Origin of the sequence: Candidatus Poriferisodalis sp. (assembly GCF_965214215.1) — a bacterium.
Taxonomy (GTDB): domain Bacteria; phylum Actinomycetota; class Acidimicrobiia; order Acidimicrobiales; family Poriferisodalaceae; genus Poriferisodalis.
Genome location: NZ_CBDCBD010000003.1, coordinates 1,989,568 through 2,007,678 on the forward strand (window position 1 = coordinate 1,989,568; position 18,111 = coordinate 2,007,678).

The window sequence follows — 18,111 nt, forward strand, 5'->3', positions numbered from 1 at the left end:
CTCCACTTTGTTTGCGCGTTCAGCTTCGCAGCGTATTGGACGCTCGTGACACGGCTCGCGGGTGGAATGCCGATCCCCGGCCCCGCTTCCGCGACGGCCCTAGCCTCGCTCTGGTGAGGGGTGCGGGTCGGCCGGATGGAGCGCGTAGCAGCGTGCGCTCCGTTGCGGCGGGCACGGGCAACGTCTTCGGGGTAGCGCCGTCTATCGGCCGCTCTGGCGACATCGGCCCATCAGCCAACGGCGCTCCGGCTCCGGCGGCGGGTGCGCCGGCAGTTGAGTCGCCTGGCGGCTCGTCTGCTCGCTCGGCTGGCGCAATCACGAGTGGCGGGGGCCTGCCGCTGCTCGTCATGGGCCTGGTGGTCATCTCGTGGGGTCTCGGGCCGCCGATCTCCAAGCTGCTCTCAGCGCCGCCGATGGTGAGCGCATTCATCCGCTTCGGCATGTCCACGCCGTTCCTGCTCGCGTTGCTGGCGCTGCGGGGCCGCTGGTTGTCTCGGCGGGTGTTCTGGCAGACGGCACTGCCGGGGCTGTCGTTCGGCATCAACATGGTCTTTGTGTTCGCCGCAGTGCAGGAAGTGACTATCTCGGTGATGTCGGTGATGATGGCGCTGCAGCCGGCCATGCTGCTGGCGCTGGTGGGACCGATCTTTGGCGACCGAGTCAGCGTGCGTCAGATCGTCTTCACGCTGGTCGGAGTTGCCGGTGCCGCCGGTGTGATCATGGGTGCCGGCGGCGAGTTCCGTGCCAGCACATTCGGCTTGTTTCTCACCGCCATGTCGGTGCTGACGTTCACCGTGTATTTCGTGCTGACCCGAATGGCCAGATCGACCAGCGCAGTTGACCCGATCGAGTGGATGGCAGGAATCAACTTCTGGTCCTTCGTTGCGGCGATCCTGCCGACGCTGCTGCTGGTGACACCCAGCCAGTTCTTCGAATTCGGCGGGCTGGACTGGCTGTGGATCGTGATCGTGGCGTTCGTGACCGGTGTGTTCGGTCATGTGCTGATGACGTGGTGCCACGGCCACATCGAGGTGGCCCGGTCCTCGCTGTATGTGCTGGCGATGCACATCGTGGCCGTGGGGACGGCGTGGCTGATCCACGGTGAGCCGGTCACGCCTATGCAGTTCGGGGGCGGTGCCGTCGTGCTGTTCTCGGTGGCCATGGTGATCCGCATGCCAGCCGGATCGCGCACTGCACCCGAACCGGTTGGGCAGGCCGCTGAGCCTGAACCGGCTGCAGCTGCGCGCTCACGTCACTGAGAGTGCGAACCGCGAAGCCATGGCTGTCCGCAGCAGCCCATGAGTCCGTAACGATTTTCCTGAACAACGAGTCCCGCGAACAGTGACGTGGACGACGCAGCGAACCCCCTGACGAATCGGTGCCGCATGGCTTGGGTACCCTCGGGCGTGCAGAGTTCGTCAGCCGTGCCGCGGGATCATCTGCGACACGTATGCGGGGGCTGACAGGCAAGGAGCATGGCTATGGGCCGATTCGCCAATACGTGGAGACTGACGAAGGTCTCGTGGTCGTTGCTGAAGCAGGACCGGGAGCTGTTGTGGTTGCCGGTTCTCAGCATGCTGACGCTCGTCGCTGTCGCGGCCGCCGCAGCGGTTGTGGGCTTTGTGACTGGCAGTTTCGACGCTGACGGCGGTGCCGAAGGCTTGGGCGGCAGTGCAGTAGTGCTCGGACTGGTGTTCGTCTTTGTGGCGACTGCGATCGTGGTGTTCTTCGAAGGCGCGCTCGTGGCCGGAGCGCACGAGCGCATGACCGGTGGCGACCCCACGGTACGCAGTGCCATGGGCAAGGCGATGTCACGGCTGCCGAGCCTGCTGGGCTGGGCGCTCATCACTATGACCGTCGGGCTGGTGCTGCGCTTCCTGCGGGAGCGTCTGGGCTGGCTGGGCCAGATGCTCACTTTCTTGGCGGAGGCTGCGTGGGGTGTGGCCACCTATCTCGTCGTACCGGCGATCATCATCGACGACTATGGGTCGTTCGCTGGCGTCAAGCAGTCGATGTCGTTGGTGCGGCGCACATGGGGTGAGAATCTGATCTCGCAGGCGGGGTTCGGATTGCTGGGGTTTGTGCTTGCTCTGCCGATCATTCTGATCGCCATCGCGATTGCGGCGTTGGTGCCCGGGGTGGGGATGTTCGTCGGCATCGCTCTGGGCGTCGTGGGGGTGCTGACCGTCAGCGTGGTCGTCGGCGCTTTGGGCCAGTACTTCAAGACAGCGCTGTACGAGTACGCCACCGACGGTGTCGCCCACGGCGGCTACGACGTCGATCAGATGAGCGCCTCTTTCCGCACGAAATAGCTGTCGAGCGCCTGGAAAAAACAACTCGCCGGCGTCGAATGCCGTCGGTAATGCCGGGTCATCGCAGTTCGGCTCTCAGCATCCGATGTCATGCTCAGTGGCGAAGGCCTGTAAGCCGCTGCTGATCTCGGCGACGTCGCCGGTATTCCACGAGACGACGAGTTCATTCACGCCGACGGCCGAGTACTCAGCGGCTAACTCAGGGGTCAATTCATTGGCGGTGAGACGCACAGATAGCTCAGCGGGGATGCCCTGGCGGCCTGCGGCGTCGGCGGCTTCGCGGATTACCGGGAGGCGCTTTGCGACGCTCTCGGGCGACAGCATCATGGGGTGCCAACCGTCGCCCAGCCGTCCGACGCGCCGCAGCGCCGGCGGGCGGTTGCCGCCCACGAGGATGGGCGGGCGTGGCTGCTGCAGCGGTTTTGGCGAGCTCACTGCGCCCTTGAACGAGTAGTGCTCGCCGTCGAAGTCGGCGCTGGACTGGGTCCACAGCAGGTCGAGCACTTCGATGAACTCGTTGCTGAGCCGGCCGCGGTCGTCGTATTCCGCGCCCAGCAACTCGTTCTCCTCGGGCAGGCTGCCCACGCCCAGCCCGACCACCAAGCGACCGCCGCTCAGCCGATCCAATGTGGCCAGCTCCTTGGCCAGCACCATCGGGTGCAGGTAGGGCATCACCAGCACGCTGGTGCCCAGGCGCACCCGGGACGTGTGGGCCGCGATCCAGGTGAGCGTCACCAGCGCATCGTGATAGGGCCGTTCGCCTAGGCGGTCCCATACGTAGCCCACATTGAGCACGTGATGATTCACCCACACCGAGTCGAAGCCGAGTTCCTCGGCCTCGACGGCCAAGGCGACGACCTCGGCGGGATCGTCGACCCCAAAGTTGTTGGGCACGGTGAAGCCGTATTTCATGACGGTGTGCTCCTTTCGCTGCGTCAGCACAGCACATCGGCGTGCGGTGCAGCAGTAGTAGCGATCATTGTGGGCGGGTCACCCGTGAATGAGACTGGCAAGTCGCTGGTCCGGCTGGCCGCTTCGTGCCAGGGCGCACCAGAAGATCGCTCAGCGGCGCTGAGTGGCCGGTTCAGTCGAGCGCGGCGAAGGCTGCGTCGGCGATGTCGCAGGTCCGCTTGATGTCGTCTTCGGTGTGGGCCGTGCAGACGAAATTGTTGTGGTAGCTGAGCAGATAGGCGCCGCGGCGGATGCACTCTGCAATCCAGCGGGCGTGAAACTTCGAGCCGCCCTCGCCGACGATGCGCAGGTACGGCATCGCTGGCACGCCGCTCACGCGCAGCTCGTGGCCGTGCGCTGCGGCCACATCGGTCAGCGCTTCACCGAGGCGAAGCCCGGTCTGGGTCGCGGCGGCTGCCGCATCTGTCGCGCGCAGTTCCCGCAGGGTCGCGAGGGCTGCTGCCATCGGGGCGGCGTTGAAGAATTGGGTCCCGGTGAAGAACGTCTCGCCGGCTGCGTCCTTCAGCGCGTCGCGCCCCGCCAGCGCCGCCACGGGGTGCCCGTTGCCGATCGCCTTGCCGAAGCACATGAGATCGGGCGTGAACCCGTACGCGACATGCGCACCGGCGAGATCGATCCGGAACCCGCTGCGCACTTCGTCCAGGATGACGACGATGCCTGCCGCCCTGCATGCTGACTCGACGGCCGTCCAGTAACCGTCCGCCGGCAGCTCGTTGTCTGCGAACACGGGGTGGTGGTACGGCGACGAGATAAAGCAGGCGATGTCGCCCGGGTGGGCGTCGATGGCGGCTTGCACCGCTGCCGCATCGTTCCACGGCACTTCGATGACGAACGCTTGGTCCTCGGCAATCGTGCCCTTGTTGCCCGGCGCCTGCATCCACGGGGCCGAGCCGTGGTAGCCGCCTTCAATCTTGAGGATGTAGCGCCTCCCGGTTGCGGCGCGGGCGACCATCACGGCGAGCCCTGTCGCATCGGCGCCGTTCTTGCCGAACAGCGCCCAGTCGGCGCCGTCCACGAGATCAACGAGTTCTTCGGCCAGCTCGACCAGCACCGGTGCGGCGAGGCTGACCGTGCTGCCGTCGGCGGCCTGCTTGTGGGCAGCTTCCTCTACCGTCGGGTGGTTGTAGCCCAAGATGTTCGGGCCGTACGCGCACATCCAGTCGATGTAGGAGTTGCCGTCGACATCGGTGAAGCGGGCACCCTCAGCTGATGCGAAGAAGACCGGACCGTCGTCGATGATGGCGGGCCCGTAATGGCCGTAGACGCCTTTTGGCACGACCGCCTGCGCACGTTCGTACAGCTCGCGTGACTTCGATGTTGGCATCGGCTCGCTCATGACCTACCCCCTGTGTGCGCTGTGAGCGCTGCGAGCAACCGGTGAGCACAGCGAGCGCCCGGTGAGAGCCTGACACACCCGATTCGGAGGCGCAGCAGCCGTGGCTGGCCGATGCGGAGTCTCTGCGCCGCCTGCCCGACTGCCAGCTGTTCGGGGGCGAGGTCGCAATCTTTCTGGGCCGATCAGCTTGTCCAGGCTTGGCCGAATGCGTCTCGATAGGCCATCTCGGCAGGCGGCCGTCGATTGATCGGGCCGTTGCCCCGGCCGACGGGGTACCCGATCGGCACCATCGCCACGGTTGCCCATCCGTCGGGCACGCCCAGCAATGACTTCACCTCGTCCTCGCGGAAGCAGTGCAGTGTCGTGAGGGTGCAACCCAGCCCTTCGGCCACACACGCCAGCATCGCGTTCTGCACAGCGGGGTACACCGAGCCGCCGCCGACCATGCTGACCCGATCCAAGTTGGCATCGGTGATCGCCATCATTGCGGGGTTGGCGCAGAACAGCAGGATCGCAGGAGCGTCGTGAAGATGGTCGGCGAGGTGATCGCCCGCAGCCACGATGCGCTCCCACTTGGCGACTTCGCCTGCGGGGAGGCCTTCGAATCGCTTCAAGAAACCTTGGGCGAACTTTGCCCATTCCGGCGCGTAGATGTCGGCCAGTCCCTGCTTGACGGTGGGGTCGGCAGCGACGATGACGCGCCACGGCTGCTGGTTGCCGCCGCTCGGGGCCCAGCACGCCGCCTGCAGCACCCGTTCGAGGACCTCGGGCGGAATCGGGTCGGTTCGCAGACGGCGCACGGCCCGCAGCGTGCTCATCGTTTCGTAGAGATCTGCTGGGGGTGGCTGCGCTGATGCAGCTGACATGGTCACCGTCCTTGGAGGTGTGGTCGTCGTAGTTTGGCAAACCAGAGCCGAAGGGCTGCCACATGCGGGCGGGGGTTACGATCCGGCGATGGGAGTGCTTGACAGATACACCGTGCTCGACTTGTCGATCTTGGTGCAGGGTCCCCAGGCGGCGTTGACCCTGGGTGACATGGGAGCGTCGGTCATCAAGATTGAGCTGCCGGGCATGGGCGATTTGGCGCGGGTCATTCCCGTGTCGCCCGATGATCCCCGAAATCCGTACTACGAGGCCTGCAACCGGGGGAAGCGGTCGGTCACCCTCGACCTGCGCACTCCGGGCGGCAAGAGCGCGCTCGAGCGGTTCGTTGCCGAGACCGATGTCCTGATTCACAACTTCGTGCCCGGGACCACGGAGGCGTGGGGCCTCTCATATGGGCACCTGTCGGCTATCAATCCTCGGCTTGTGTACGCCACGGGTTCGACCTTCGGGCCGATCGGGCCCAAGTCGGGCCGTGAGGGCGCTGACTCGAGCGGTCAGGCAGAGGGCGGGCTCATGTTTGCCACCCGGATCGACGGCGGCCCTCCGGTCATGAACGGCGCAGTCATTTCCGACCATGTCGGCTGCCAGAACATGGTCACCGGCATTCTCGCGGCGTTGCTCCATCGCCGGGAGACCGGGCTGGGGCAGCGGGTCGACGTGTCGCTCGTGGGCGGCATGATCTATGCCCAGGCGTCGGAGATCACCTACACGCTGCTGACCGGCCGCAACCCTGAGCGGATCGATTCGGGCCACGCTTTTGTTCCCACCTTGCTCCACACCGTGGAAGCGGCCGACGGCTGGATCCACCTGCTCAGCGGAACCGGGCCGGGGTGGCCCGTGTTTGCCAAGCTGCTCGACCGGCCCGACCTCGCCGACGAACAACGGTTCCTGGACCTCATGCTGAGCTCTGAAGCACGGGCCGAGCTGGTCGCCATCATTGACGAGGTGTTCCCGACGAAGACCCTCAAAGAGTGGGAGGCGGTGTTGACTGGGGCCGGTGTTCGCTACGGGCTGGTCCGTGATTACGAAACGATCGCCGCCGATGAGTCGATGTACGAGAACGGTTACTTGCGACGGGTGGAGCATCCCGATGGCGACCGTGCGGTAATCGGCACGCCGATCCGCATGTCGGCCACGCCGCTCGAACCCAGTGCCGTGGCTCCCGAGCTGGGCCAGCACACCGAGGAGGTCCTGCTGGAGCACGGCTACACGTGGGACGACATCACTGCGCTGCGCGAGGAAGGCGTCTTCGGCTGAGCGCGCCGCTTCGGCCTGTCGCATGCGCAGTGGCGGGGGAGCGATAGTGCAGTGGGTTCAGCTTGTCGCGTAGGTGGCAGCGAGCGAGCGTGCGATGCGGTCGGTCTGGATCTCGGTGCTGCCGTCTACGTAGTTGGCGATGCGGGCACCGACGAGATGGTGACCCCATGGGTGGCTGCTGCGAAGGCCTTCTGCGCCCATCGCCTGGATGCATGCGGCGATGTCGGCCTCGGCCGTCTCGGTGGTGAACTTCTTTGCGTGCGCGGCGGGCAGGATCGCTGCGGAGGCGTCGCCGGTGTGCAGTGACTCGGTGACGGCTGCGACGGCTCGCTCGGTGAGCAGCTGGGCCGCCTCCAGGCGGTTCTGGACGCCGGCCAGCTTCCAAGCCAGCCCCTGGTGACCGATGACGGGCTTTCCGAATGCCTCGCGTTGCGTGCCGTAGCGCACCGCGCCTGCCAGCGTTGCCTCCACCATCGCGCAGCACATTGCCGCCACGTAGGTGCGGGCGCCGTTCACGCTGGACATGGCTGCCCCGAACGCTTGGGTGGGCGGACCGATGAGATCTTCGGCCGGGGCGATGTAGCCGTCGAGCCGGAAGCCGCCTGTGCCGATGAGGTGGCCGCCTGCTAGCTCATAAGGCGGCAGTCGTTCGAATCCCGGCCGGGTGCCGTCGATGAGGAACGATGCGATGCCACGGCCCCGAGAACCCGGCTCGGTCTGCGCATAGCAGAAGATGACGTCGGAGTGGGCGGCGTTGGTGATCCATGCCTTTGCGCCGTCGAGCCGCCAGCCGCCCTCGACGGGTGTTGCGGTGGTGGCGATGTTGGCGAAGTCGCTGCCGGCACCTGGCTCGGTCAGCGCTGTCGAGCCGAACCGGCGCCCGGCCATGAGGTCGGCGAGGTAGCGCTCGCGGTGGGCGTCGGAGCCGAGGTTTGCCACCCGGGCGGCAACGTTGCCGGTGTTCACCAAACTGAACGCAAACGGCATCGAGACGGCGCTGAGCACTTCGACGATGTGGCACTTCTGGGCGAAGCTCATCCCGAGCCCGCCGAGCGACGCGGGCACTTCCATGGCCAGCAGCCCAATCTGCGACGCTTCCCGCAGGGCTTCGGGCGCCATGCGCTTCTCGCTCTCCCAGCGGGCCACGTTCGGCGCCACGGCGGTGTCCCGGAATTGCGCAACCTCGCCAGCAAACGCCTCGAATACTGCAGCGTCCATGCCAGGGATCGGGTCGTCGGCTGGTAGGTGGGCACGGTCGTCGACATTGCCGGCAGCTGAGCGAGGAGGCATGTTGTGTGGGATCTCAGATTCTTCGGCAGCCATCGCGGCGACGGTAGCAGCGGCCATTGCAGGCCAACCCGGGGTCGGCAGTGCTCGAGAACGAACGCATCGACGTTCGCGTCGCGGCCGGGGTCGAGGCGGAGGGCAACCCGGAGCCGACCGAGCTCGGCCACCTACGCTGCGATGTCGTGGTTGGGCAGCACTCCGTGGTTGGGGCGTTCGAGGCTGAGCGCTTGTCCGAGGTGCTCAGCCAGGACTTGGATACCTCGCATGAGGGTCCGACTGCGGCCGTGGCAGCGGTGGTGCGACAGGGCGACGGCGGTCCCGAGATGCTGTTCATCGAGCGCGCCATCCGCAATGGCGACCCATGGTCTGGTCACATGGCATTTCCGGGCGGCAGGACTGAACCCGACGACGACGACACGTTCGACACGGCCGTTCGCGAGAGCCGCGAGGAGATCGGCTTCGACATCACCGCGCACGCAGGGGTCCACTGGCTCGGCCGGCTCAATGATCTGGAAGGCAATCCGCGCTGGCGGGGCGCGGCGCTGCGAGTGACCCCGCATGTGTGCTGGCTCGCAGGCGACCGCCCTGACTTGACGCTCAACTATGAAGTGGCGGACGCGCTGTGGGTATCGGTGGCGGAATTGGCCGACCCGAAGCACCACATCGATTACCTCTACCCGCCACGGCCCGATGAGCGTTTCCCGGGCATCGAGGTTGGTCACGGTCGGGTGGTCTGGGGCATGACGTTGCGGATGCTCCAGGATCTCTTCACCCGAGCCGGCCACCCGCTGCCCATCACATTCAGCCCTTCGAGCTGACCCGGCGAGCGCTGCTTCCAGTGCCGCCGCGGTTAGCGGTTCGCGCAGTCTTCTCCCCGTAGCAGAGCCGACAATCACTGAAATCAGTCGGCTAAGAGACCGCGCCAAGAAGCGAAGCCGTTTTTGGCCAATTTCGCTCAAGCCATGAGAAAGCCCAGCAAAGCTGCAGGTCACAGCCCCGTACCGACGGCGGGGGTATTGAGCATTTGCGCAGGTCGGCGCCTATTGACGCTCCCTCTCAGAGCAGCGCGATGGGCCGTGCCCATGGGTGGGGAAACTTCCTCTCATCGGGAGCCCTCGACTGTCAGCGTGTGCACACACGTAGGTCAGAGTCCTGAGTGCGAATGAGGTCAGCGACTCGTTCCCGCAGGTCAGCTACTGGTAGAGCGCGCTCCAAGTGTCATATGACTGAAACAATTCTGGCAGCGCACAAGTGTTCGAGTGTGACACCGTATTGGTAGGATGAACGTATGTTCTCGCAGGTGCGGCAGGCGCTCGACTCGCTCGCAGCAGCGCTCGACGACGTCGACGGTGCGCCCACCGCGGAGCTGCGCGAGGCGCTGGGGCTGACAAAGCCGCTGCGTGCCAAGCTCGAAACGCTCGAGACCGCCGTGGCGTCGCAGATCGCGCAGCGCGAACGCCACGGTGACGGCGGCGCCGGAGTGTTGCACCAGCTCGCCGCAGTCCCGCGCTCGGAGGCAGCGCGCAATGTGCGCACAGCAGCCGAACTCGAGCGTGTGCCTGATGCACAGTCCGCGCTGGCCGAGGGCGAGATGTGCATGGCGAACGCCGCCCGTTTGGCCCGCGCCGCGCGCGACACCAGCCCCGATGCGGTGCAAGATGACACCGAGTTCGTGAATCTGGCCAAGACGTTGCCGCCCGATGAGTTCGCCCAAGCCTCCCAACGCTGGACTGCACAGCACCAGAACGCTGCGGACCTCGCTGAGCGTCACCTCCGCAATCGACGGAACCGCAGCGTGCGCTTTTGGAACGGCGACGACGGAACCGTGCAGATGCGCGGCGCATTCGACGCCGAGATGGGTGCCCGCATTCAAGCCCGCATCCGCGACGAAGCCGAACGTCTCCGCCGAGCCGACCGCCGCCTGATGCGCAACGGCACTGCCACGAACCCCGAGGACGCTGCTGGCAACGGCGTGGCACCCAAGGAGGCAGCGGGTAACAGCTCGGATGGTATCGGCGCAGTTCGCACCCGTGATCAACGCATGGCCGACGCGCTCGACCGCATCCTCGCCGACGCCCCCACGGGCCGCACAGCCTCAAACGACACTGGCCCCCAAGACTCCACCTGCGGCGACACAGCTTCCGGCGACGGCACAGGCTCCGAGGGACACAAAGCCCACTCGACGCAGATCATCGTGCGAGCCGACCTCGCAGACCTGCTCGACGAGTGCTCTGGCATCGGCGAGATCGACGGCGCCGGCCTTCTCCCCGCTGGCGTGGTCGATCGGCTGAGCTGCAACGCTGACGTCACGGTGGTGCTGTTCGGCGATCAGCTCACACCGCTCTACGAGGCCGTCGCTTCACGAGCACCCACCGCAGCACAGCGCCGCGCTCTGATCGCCCGCGACGGCGCCTGCATCGGCTGCGGAGCCCCGCCCGGCGACTGCGAGGCCCACCACATCATCCCCTGGAAACGCGGCGGCCCCACCAAGATCGACAACCTCGTGCTCGTGTGCTGGTCCTGCCACGACCGCATCCACGACCACAACTGGCAAGTCATCCGCCGCAACGGCCGCTATCGACTCATACCGCCCGACAACACCTCGTCCCCCAACCCCGCCCCATCCCGCAAGCCCGCTCCGTCTTGCAATCCGGCTCAGTCTCGGGAGCCTGCTCTATTCCCTTAGCAGGATGCGGAAGCCTGCAGGTATGGCTATAGCGGCAAGACCCTGACCTGTGCGTTTGCGATCAGCCAGCGCCCTGGAGGACGGTGTAAGCGCGTCGAACATGGACTCGGGACGAATAGCGATGGCGGAGCACAGCGGTCACCGCAACCGCAACTTCCGGCAGCTTGTGCGCCTTGCATGGAGACGTGTACCCACCCGCTGGTCGCTGCAGCGGTGACGTCAGCTGATTTGCAGCTCGGTGGAGGCAGCGCACTGGCGGTCAGTTCAGAGCCCCGGGGTCAGATCTGGGAAATCGCGCCGACCGTGATATCGGATCCCTTGTCCGTTCGATGGACTTCGATGCCGGTGTGGATGCGTTCACGCAATTCGGAAACGTGACTTATGAGGCCGACAGCGCGGCCGCCCTCGCGCAGACAGTCCAGTTCGTCCATAGCGAGCTGCAGCGCCTCGCTGTCGAGTGTCCCGAAGCCCTCGTCGACGAAGAGCACGTCGAGGCGCACGCCGCCGGTGCGAGCAGTCACCACGTCGGCGACGCCGAGCGCAAGCGACAGCGATGCCTGAAACGTCTCGCCGCCCGAGAGGGTGGAGACCTCGCGCTCGGCTCCGGTGTGGGCGTCGTGAACGCGCAGGCCAAGTCCGGCCTTGGCACCGCGCCGCTCGCCCTCGCGGTAGACGCTGAGCCGGTACCGGCCGCCGCTCATGGCGCCGAGTCGCCGGTTGGCGAACTTGCATATCTGCTCCAAGTAGGCCGACAGCACCCATCGCTGCAGGGACACTCTCGGCGCCGATCGGCCGTTGCAGCGGTTGGCTACTGCGGACCAGAGTTCAGCCTCGGCGAGGGCGGCGGCATGCTGCGCATCGGCCTCTCGATGCTCTGCAGTCCAACCGCCGATCGCGTCGCGGGCGCCAGCTACTCGGGTGTAATGAGCTCGGGCGCCCTTGGCCGAGTCATCCGCCGCCGTCGACGCCTGTTGTGTGGCGTCGGTGTCGGGACGCTCGTCTGCAAGTCCTTGCAGGTCATCGGCGCGGAGGTCGCGTTCGGCATCACGGGTCGCTTGGTCATGAAGCTCGACCTGTAGTCGCAATTCGTCGCGCTCGGTGTCTTCGAGCAGAGCGGATCGAGCCTCGTCAGCCGTCGCAAACGGAGACCCTTCCAGCATTCCATCGAGCGTGCCGACCAATGCGTCCAGCGATGTTCGGGCGTCTGCGCGAGCTCCGACTGCATCTTGCAATTCGACAAGGCATGACTCGACTGCTTTGACGCTGGCGACGGCTTCGTCGGGGGCGACTTCGCCGATCGCTTGACGAATCTTTGTCCGTAGGTCTGCAGCCTCGTGCTCTGCAGTCTTCGCCCGTTCGCACGCCAGCGCTGCAGACGTCGCCGCTTCACCTGACTGCCGCCGGGCGGTGCCGGCGTCGCTCGTGTGCAGGGCGACCGCTTCCTGAAGTGCCGGCACCCGGCCAGCTAATTCAGTGGCGACTGCCAAGTCGGCGGCGTCAGACTCGGCTTGCCCGGCGGCGGTATCGGCGTCGTCGTCGCCGCCAGCCTGTCCGCGCAGCTCGTCGACACGGAATTGGATGTCTTGCAGGGTCGCCTCTTCGCGCTCTTCGACGCCGACTGCCGCTTCGACTGCAGCCGAGGCGGTCTCGAAATCCTCGACGCGCACGGCGTCCTCAGCAGGCTCGGCTGGGTTCGGATGTTCAACCGATCCGCAAACAGGACACGGTTTAGCGTCGACCAGCTCACCTGCGAGCACGGCCGCAATGCCCCCGAGGTACCGCTCACGCAGGTCCAGCTCTTCGTTGCGCCGATCGAGAGTTGCCGCTCGTGCGGCTCGCACGGCGTCGTCGGCTGCGCGAAGCCGAGGCAGAAATTCTCGGAGTGCGGCTGCTGCCGCAGCCCGTTCGCGTGAGCGCTGTGCGGCGGCAGTGAGCACCGGGATCCGATCAACGGCTGACTGGGCCTTGACAAGCTCCGCTTCGGCACTGGTCCGCTTGGAGTCGTGTATTTCGGCGGCACCGTCCAGCTCATTGCGCGCCTGCAGATGGTCGGCCGCGGACCCTCGCTCAGTGGCAGCATCGGACTCGCGCCCGTCTGCGGTGATGGCAAGCTCCGCGAACTCGGCGAGCTTGTCCGCATGGCGGGAAATCTGCGCGGCAGTGGAAGCGAGAAGATTCGGTGATGATCTCTCGTCGATGGCCGGAACGACCAGATCGGCTGGGAGGCTCGGCGCGTTGGCCCAGCATTCCTGCAACACGTCATAGCGTTCTGTGAGCTCGGTGATGCACTGGTCCAGCGCATTGCGGCTGCGTTCTTCGTCGTCAAGCAGTTGCCGCAGGCCTTCAGCGGCTTCAGCGAGACGCAGGACCTCCCGGTTGGCGTCGATGGCGCCGTCGATGTCGGCGAGTCTGCTGATCTGTCGCCGAACGCTCTCGCGCCGATCCCACCGTTCGGCAAGCTGCGCCGCTTGCTTGTGGTCGTTGGTCGCCGAACGGAGTGCCGCATCTGCGGTCTCCGCAGCGCCTGCGGCCCGTCGGGCAGCCGATTGTGCTTGTCGCAGGAGTTCGTCGAGTTCGATCTGATCAGTGGGCCATGGTGCATCGGCCGGGTCTTCGGCCCCCGATCGCTCAGCCGAATCGTCGGGTGAGCCGCCGCTCTCGTCGAAGGGGAACTCCTCGCGCCACCGATCGGCTGCCCGGCTGCGCAGGCCGAGGAGTTCGCGCTCGATGCCTGCTGCTGTGTCGCGCCGCTGCTCGGCCTGTTCGTCCAGCCAACCCGCCGCTGACGCATAGATCGATGTGTCGAACAGCGTGCGGAGCAACTGCTCTCGGTCCTCGGACCGCGATCGCAGCACTTTCTCGAATCGCCCTTGCGGGAGCAGGACGACCTGCTGGAACTGCGAGGCGGTGAAGCCGATCAGCCGGGTGACTTCGGCGTTCACCTCGGCAATCCGCTGCGCGACGGCACCCCAATGTTCTCCTTCCCGTCGCTCCAGAGTCGCCTCGGGCTTGTTCTCGGTGGTGCCTTCGCCTCGCTTCTTGGCACGCTCATGCCAAGGAGTGCGACAGATGCGCCAGCGGGTGCCTTGGGCGGTGAACTCGAGTTCTACCAAGGGAGACGCATGAGGCGGGGCATGATCCGAGCGGAGGGCGTCATGGCGGCGCTCTCCGGGCACTTCGCCGTACAGAGCGAAGCACAGCGCGTCGAGCAGGAATGTCTTGCCGGCACCAGTCGGGCCCCAGATCAAGAACAGCCCATCTGCGACGAGCTGGTCGAAGTCGATCGCGGTCTCTGCGGGGTAGGGACCCAGCGCGCAGAGCCTGAGGCGGTGCGGTCTCATGTCTCGTTCCCGGCGACGGCAGCCGCGAGCGCCGAGGCCAGCACCTCCTCCTGGGCATCTGACGCGTCGGCGCCGTGCTGATCTGCCCAGAATCGCCGGATGAGGTCGAGCGGGCTCTCTGAGTTCTCCACGGCGCCGACCACGTCTTGGCTGTCGGGCGACATTCGCCCTTCGGGATGGTGTTCGAGCGTCACGGCGTGCCGAAAACGGGCTTGCAGCCTCTTCATAGCTTGCAACGGCAACTCGGTGTCGGTGAGCTGGAACCGCACCCGAGCCTGCTCGGCATCGTCGAACGCAGGGTCCCGGAGGAGGTCGGCCAATCGGCCGCACAGCGTGCGCAGCGGAAGGCCGACGCCGAGCGGAACGATCTCGGTGCTGCAGCGCCCGGCGGCATCCATCTCGACGATGCGCACCGACTTGGTCTGGTCTTCCTCGGAGAACGAGTAGGCGAGTGGGCTGCCTGAGTAGGCGATTCGGCCGTTGTCGAACGCTTGGTCTCGGTGGAGGTGACCGAGCGCGACGTAGTCGAAGCCCTCAAACACGTCCAGGCCGACGCGCTCGATGTTGCCGATGCTGAGATCACGCTCGGAATCCGTGGTCTTGCCTCTATCGACGAACGTGTGCGCCACCACGACCGTGCGAATGGCGCCCGCGGCGGTGGCGTGTCGGCGGATCAATGCCGTCGCATGCGCTGTGACGTCGTGGTGACTGGCGCGGCGAGTTCGCTCACGATCAGTGGTCTCAGCAGCTTCGGTTTCAGGATCTGTGGCGTCGGAGGCTTCGCTGGACATTGCACCGAGCTCGTTAAGAACCTGGCCGGCAAGTGACGGCTCGAGGTACGGCACCGGCCAGACGAGAACTGGTGGTCCGTTGTCGTCGGCGTCGATCTGCACCGGCTGGAGGCACCGACTGACATCGCCTCGGATGGTCACGCCCGCTTGTTCGAGGACCCGATCGGCAACCGCAACTCGAGACGGCGAATCGTGATTGCCGGCGATCGCCACGATCTTCGCGCCAGTTGCGCGCATGCGTACCAGTGCGTCGTCGAAGAGCCTCACGGCGTCGGCTGGTGGAATCGCTCGGTCGTACAAGTCACCCGCAATGACTACGAGGTCGACCTTGGCTTCCGCTGCCAGATCGACGAGGCGGTCAACGACTTCTTGCTGCTCGCGCATCAACGACGCGCCATGGAAACTTCGGCCCAGGTGCCAATCGGAGGTGTGCAGGATTCGCACGGCCGCAGAGTACCGAGGGGCTGTCACGGCGAGTCTGGAGAATCAAGAATCCCGAGCGCCGACATATTGCTGCCGCATGAGTTCGTCGCCCCTGCGCCGGTTCTCGCTGCGTTCGTTAGTGTCCGCACACCGCTGGCCGCTGGCCGATGGGCCGGGGCCGATGGGCGATTGTCAGGACTTGGAGTAGGGGAGAGGTCGATGAGTGCGGAGTTCGAGTTGGAGTTGCTGAGTTCGGGATGGGGGTTGATCGAAGGGCCCCGGGTGGACGAACACGACAATTTCTATTTCTCCGATGTGCCCAACGGCGGTGTGCGTCGGCGGAGGCCCGATGGCGAGATCGAGGTGGTGGTGCCTAAGCGTCGGGGCGTGGGCGGCATGGTGCTGCACGCCGACGGCGGCGTGGTGGTGAGCGGGCGCAATATCCAGCACGTCACCGAGGCTGGCTCGGAGGTGCTGTTTGCTCCCGACGTCGCCGGCTTCAACGACATGCACACCGATGCGTTGGGCCGCGTCTACGTCGGTTCGCTGCGCCGCAATCCCTTCGACGAGTCATCTGCCGATGTGCCGGGCGAGCTGTACCGCATCAACCTCGACGGCTCCGCTGACGAGGTGTACGGCGACGTGCGGCTCACGAACGGCATCGGCTTCTCGCCCGACGGCTCACGCCTGTACCACTCCGACAGCATCCCGGGCCGGGTGTGGGTGTCCGACGTGGACGGCGACGCAGTATCCAACCGTCGTGAGTTCGTGCGGGAAGGCAAAGTGCCCGACGGGTTGGCGGTGGACGTCGAGGGCGGCGTGTGGGTGGCGCTGGCTGAAGGTGGCCGGGTACAGCGCTACACGCCCGACGGTGAGTCGGACGTCGCCGTGCCGGTGCCTGATCACTTCGTAACCAGTGTCTGTTTCGGCGGTGCCGACATGCGTGATCTCTATGTCGTGACCGGCGGCGGCACCGATGACGGCGGCTGCATCTTCCGCACGCGTGCGTCCATAGCCGGCGTGCCCACCCCGTTGGCGCAGGTGCGCCTGAACCCGTGAGCGCTCTGCACGTCAGCTCGAATCTTCGCTCTTCCTTCGCCAAGCACGATGTGTGCGCGCCAACTGGATCTGCGCTGGGGAGCAGGCGAGCGAGCGTGGCCGGCAATTCTCCCCTGGTGACGGAGGCGACATGAGCAACATCTTTCGCTGGTCATATGGCGCCCACGACGCGCCGGTGCTGTTGTGCCTCCACGGCATTGGATCGTGCGCTGATGCCTTTCTGGGCCAGCGCCCGCTGGCTGAGCGCTTGGGCATGCGGCTCGTGGCCTGGGACGCTCCCGGCTACCGCTATTCGGCCGATCCTGACGGTGCCCCCGGCATCGACGGCTGGGCTGATGCGGCTGCGTCGCTGATCTCCGCCGAGTCAGACGGCCCCGTCGCTGTGCTCGGCGTCTCGTGGGGCGGCGTCACTGCGACGCGGCTGATCCTGCGCCACCCAGAGTTGGTGTCTGCGTTGATCCTGGCCGACTCCAGTGCCGGCGCGGGCACGAAGCCCGAGCAGGCGGAGGCCATGCGAGCGCGGGCGATCGATTTCGTCGACCTGGGTCCCGAAGGCTTCGCCGAGGCACGGGCGCAGCGGCTCGTCAGCGCCGACGCAACCGACGAACTCCGGTCTCATGTCGCCGAGATGATGATTCCGTCAATCCGCATGCCCTGCTACCAGTGGGCATGCGACTCGATGGCCGAATCGAACCACTACCCGGACCTCTGGCGCATCGCAGCGCCGACGCTGGTGGTGGTGGGGGAGCACGACGAGGTCACCCCGCCGCGCGCTTCGCAGCGGCTGGCGGAGGGAATCGCGGCTGCACGCTATGTGGAAATCGGCGACGCGGGCCACCTGGCCAACCAAGAACAGCCTGAGGCATTCAACGACGCCATCGCCGAGTTTCTTGCCGACACGACTGGTTGAGATCCCTGCCGGCGCCGCTGCGGTCTGGCGAGTCAGCGGGGAGGAAGGCGGATGCCGCCGTCGACGCGGATCACCTCGCCGTTCATGTACGGATTGGTGATGCACTCCATGACCATGAAGGCGAGCTCTTCGCCGTAGCCGAGCCGCTTCGGGAACAGCACGCTGCGGCCGAGGTGCTCCTTGAACTGATCTGACTGCTCGCCCTCGCCATAGATCGGCGTATCAATGAGGCCCGGTGCGATCGTGTTGACACGGATGCCCGTAGCGGACAGGTCGCGGGCGATCGGCAGGGTCATGCCCACCACTCCGCCCTTGGAGGCCGAGTAGGCGGCTTGGCCGATCTGGCCGTCGAACGCTGCCACTGACGCCATGTTCACGACTGCGCCGCGTGACCCGTCGGCATCGGCGGGTTCGGTCTTGGCCATCGCCGACGCAGCTTGGGCGAGCATGTTGAACGACCCGATCAGGTTCACATTGATGACAAACCGGAATTGCTCGAGGTCCATCGGGACGTTGTTGCGGTCAATGGTGCGCCCGGCCCGGCCCAACCCTGCGGAATTGACCAGCGCACGCAGCGGCCCCATCTCCGATGCGGCATCGACGGCTGCGCCGGCGTCATCGACGCTGGTGACGTCGCAGCGCACGAACAAGCCGCCCAAAGACGACGCCACCTCGGTGCCGAGGTCTTCTTGCAGGTCGGCGACGACGACATGGGCGCCGGCCTCGGCAAGTTGGCGTGCGCTGGCTTCGCCGATGCCCGACGCCCCGCCGGTGACGATGGCTGATGCGCCGCTGAGATCGAGACGTGGCATCTGGGGAACCTCCTCATTGGTGGCTCCGGACGCGGTTGAC

General features: G+C 66.2%; 14 protein-coding genes. 7 read left to right on the top strand and 7 right to left on the bottom strand.

Annotation, left to right across the window (positions count from 1 at the left end):
* The first annotated feature begins 113 nt into the window (after window positions 1-113).
* The gene (locus tag ACOOF5_RS11430) at window positions 114-1,259 is read left to right on the top strand and encodes a DMT family transporter (RefSeq protein WP_420439219.1); all 1,146 of its coding nucleotides are present in this window, start codon (window positions 114-116) and stop codon (window positions 1,257-1,259) included.
* A 222-nt stretch (window positions 1,260-1,481) separates the two neighbouring features.
* Entirely contained in the window at window positions 1,482-2,312 is an 831-nt protein-coding gene (locus ACOOF5_RS11435) for a DUF6159 family protein (protein WP_420439221.1), read from the top strand.
* Between the two features lie 75 nt (window positions 2,313-2,387).
* Here ACOOF5_RS11435 and ACOOF5_RS11440 read toward each other — a convergent pair whose 3' ends face one another.
* From ACOOF5_RS11440 to ACOOF5_RS11450, 3 genes are all read right to left on the bottom strand, one after another.
* Window positions 2,388-3,224, bottom strand: coding sequence for an LLM class F420-dependent oxidoreductase (locus ACOOF5_RS11440; protein ID WP_420439223.1), 837 nt, complete (start codon window positions 3,222-3,224; stop codon window positions 2,388-2,390).
* Between the two features lie 172 nt (window positions 3,225-3,396).
* Window positions 3,397-4,620 carry an aminotransferase class III-fold pyridoxal phosphate-dependent enzyme gene (locus ACOOF5_RS11445; protein ID WP_420439225.1) on the bottom strand — a complete coding sequence of 408 codons (1,224 nt, stop codon included), beginning with the start codon at window positions 4,618-4,620 and terminating at the stop codon, window positions 3,397-3,399.
* A gap of 182 nt (window positions 4,621-4,802) precedes the next feature.
* On the bottom strand, window positions 4,803-5,486 hold the full coding sequence (locus tag ACOOF5_RS11450; RefSeq protein ID WP_420439227.1) for a nitroreductase family protein: 684 nt from the start codon (window positions 5,484-5,486) through the stop codon (window positions 4,803-4,805).
* An 88-nt stretch (window positions 5,487-5,574) separates the two neighbouring features.
* On the opposite strand from ACOOF5_RS11450, the gene ACOOF5_RS11455 reads away from it, so the two are divergent.
* On the top strand, window positions 5,575-6,762 hold the full coding sequence (locus ACOOF5_RS11455; protein ID WP_420439229.1) for a CaiB/BaiF CoA transferase family protein: 1,188 nt from the start codon (window positions 5,575-5,577) through the stop codon (window positions 6,760-6,762).
* Between the two features lie 57 nt (window positions 6,763-6,819).
* Here the strand turns inward: ACOOF5_RS11455 and ACOOF5_RS11460 are convergent, their stop codons facing one another.
* Window positions 6,820-8,085, bottom strand: coding sequence for an acyl-CoA dehydrogenase family protein (locus ACOOF5_RS11460; protein ID WP_420439231.1), 1,266 nt, complete (start codon window positions 8,083-8,085; stop codon window positions 6,820-6,822).
* Between the two features lie 47 nt (window positions 8,086-8,132).
* Between ACOOF5_RS11460 and ACOOF5_RS11465 the strand changes: the two genes are divergently transcribed.
* Both ACOOF5_RS11465 and ACOOF5_RS11470 read left to right on the top strand, forming a co-directional pair.
* Window positions 8,133-8,867 (top strand): NUDIX hydrolase, encoded by a 735-nt coding sequence (locus ACOOF5_RS11465; protein WP_420439233.1) that lies wholly within the window; start codon window positions 8,133-8,135, stop codon window positions 8,865-8,867.
* 470 nt (window positions 8,868-9,337) lie between these two features.
* Window positions 9,338-10,735: an HNH endonuclease gene (locus tag ACOOF5_RS11470; protein ID WP_420439235.1), complete on the top strand. Its 1,398-nt coding sequence runs from the start codon at window positions 9,338-9,340 to the stop codon at window positions 10,733-10,735.
* 278 nt (window positions 10,736-11,013) lie between these two features.
* Here the strand turns inward: ACOOF5_RS11470 and ACOOF5_RS11475 are convergent, their stop codons facing one another.
* Both ACOOF5_RS11475 and ACOOF5_RS11480 read right to left on the bottom strand, forming a co-directional pair.
* Entirely contained in the window at window positions 11,014-14,076 is a 3,063-nt protein-coding gene (locus tag ACOOF5_RS11475) for an AAA family ATPase (RefSeq protein WP_420439237.1), read from the bottom strand.
* Window positions 14,073-15,311: an exonuclease SbcCD subunit D gene (locus ACOOF5_RS11480; RefSeq protein WP_420439239.1), complete on the bottom strand. Its 1,239-nt coding sequence runs from the start codon at window positions 15,309-15,311 to the stop codon at window positions 14,073-14,075. The genes ACOOF5_RS11475 and ACOOF5_RS11480 overlap by 4 nt, the downstream gene beginning before the upstream one ends.
* 198 nt (window positions 15,312-15,509) lie before the next feature.
* Here ACOOF5_RS11480 and ACOOF5_RS11485 point away from each other — a divergent pair, with 198 nt between their 5' ends.
* Both ACOOF5_RS11485 and ACOOF5_RS11490 read left to right on the top strand, forming a co-directional pair.
* A complete protein-coding gene (locus ACOOF5_RS11485; RefSeq protein WP_420439241.1) occupies window positions 15,510-16,349 on the top strand; it encodes an SMP-30/gluconolactonase/LRE family protein in 840 nt (279 codons plus the stop codon).
* Window positions 16,350-16,479: 130 nt separating this feature from the next.
* A complete protein-coding gene (locus ACOOF5_RS11490) occupies window positions 16,480-17,259 on the top strand; it encodes an alpha/beta fold hydrolase (RefSeq protein ID WP_420439243.1) in 780 nt (259 codons plus the stop codon).
* Window positions 17,260-17,291: 32 nt separating this feature from the next.
* On the opposite strand, the gene ACOOF5_RS11495 is transcribed toward ACOOF5_RS11490, so the two are convergent.
* On the bottom strand, window positions 17,292-18,071 hold the full coding sequence (locus ACOOF5_RS11495) for an SDR family NAD(P)-dependent oxidoreductase (protein ID WP_420439245.1): 780 nt from the start codon (window positions 18,069-18,071) through the stop codon (window positions 17,292-17,294).
* Window positions 18,072-18,111: the final 40 nt, after the last annotated feature.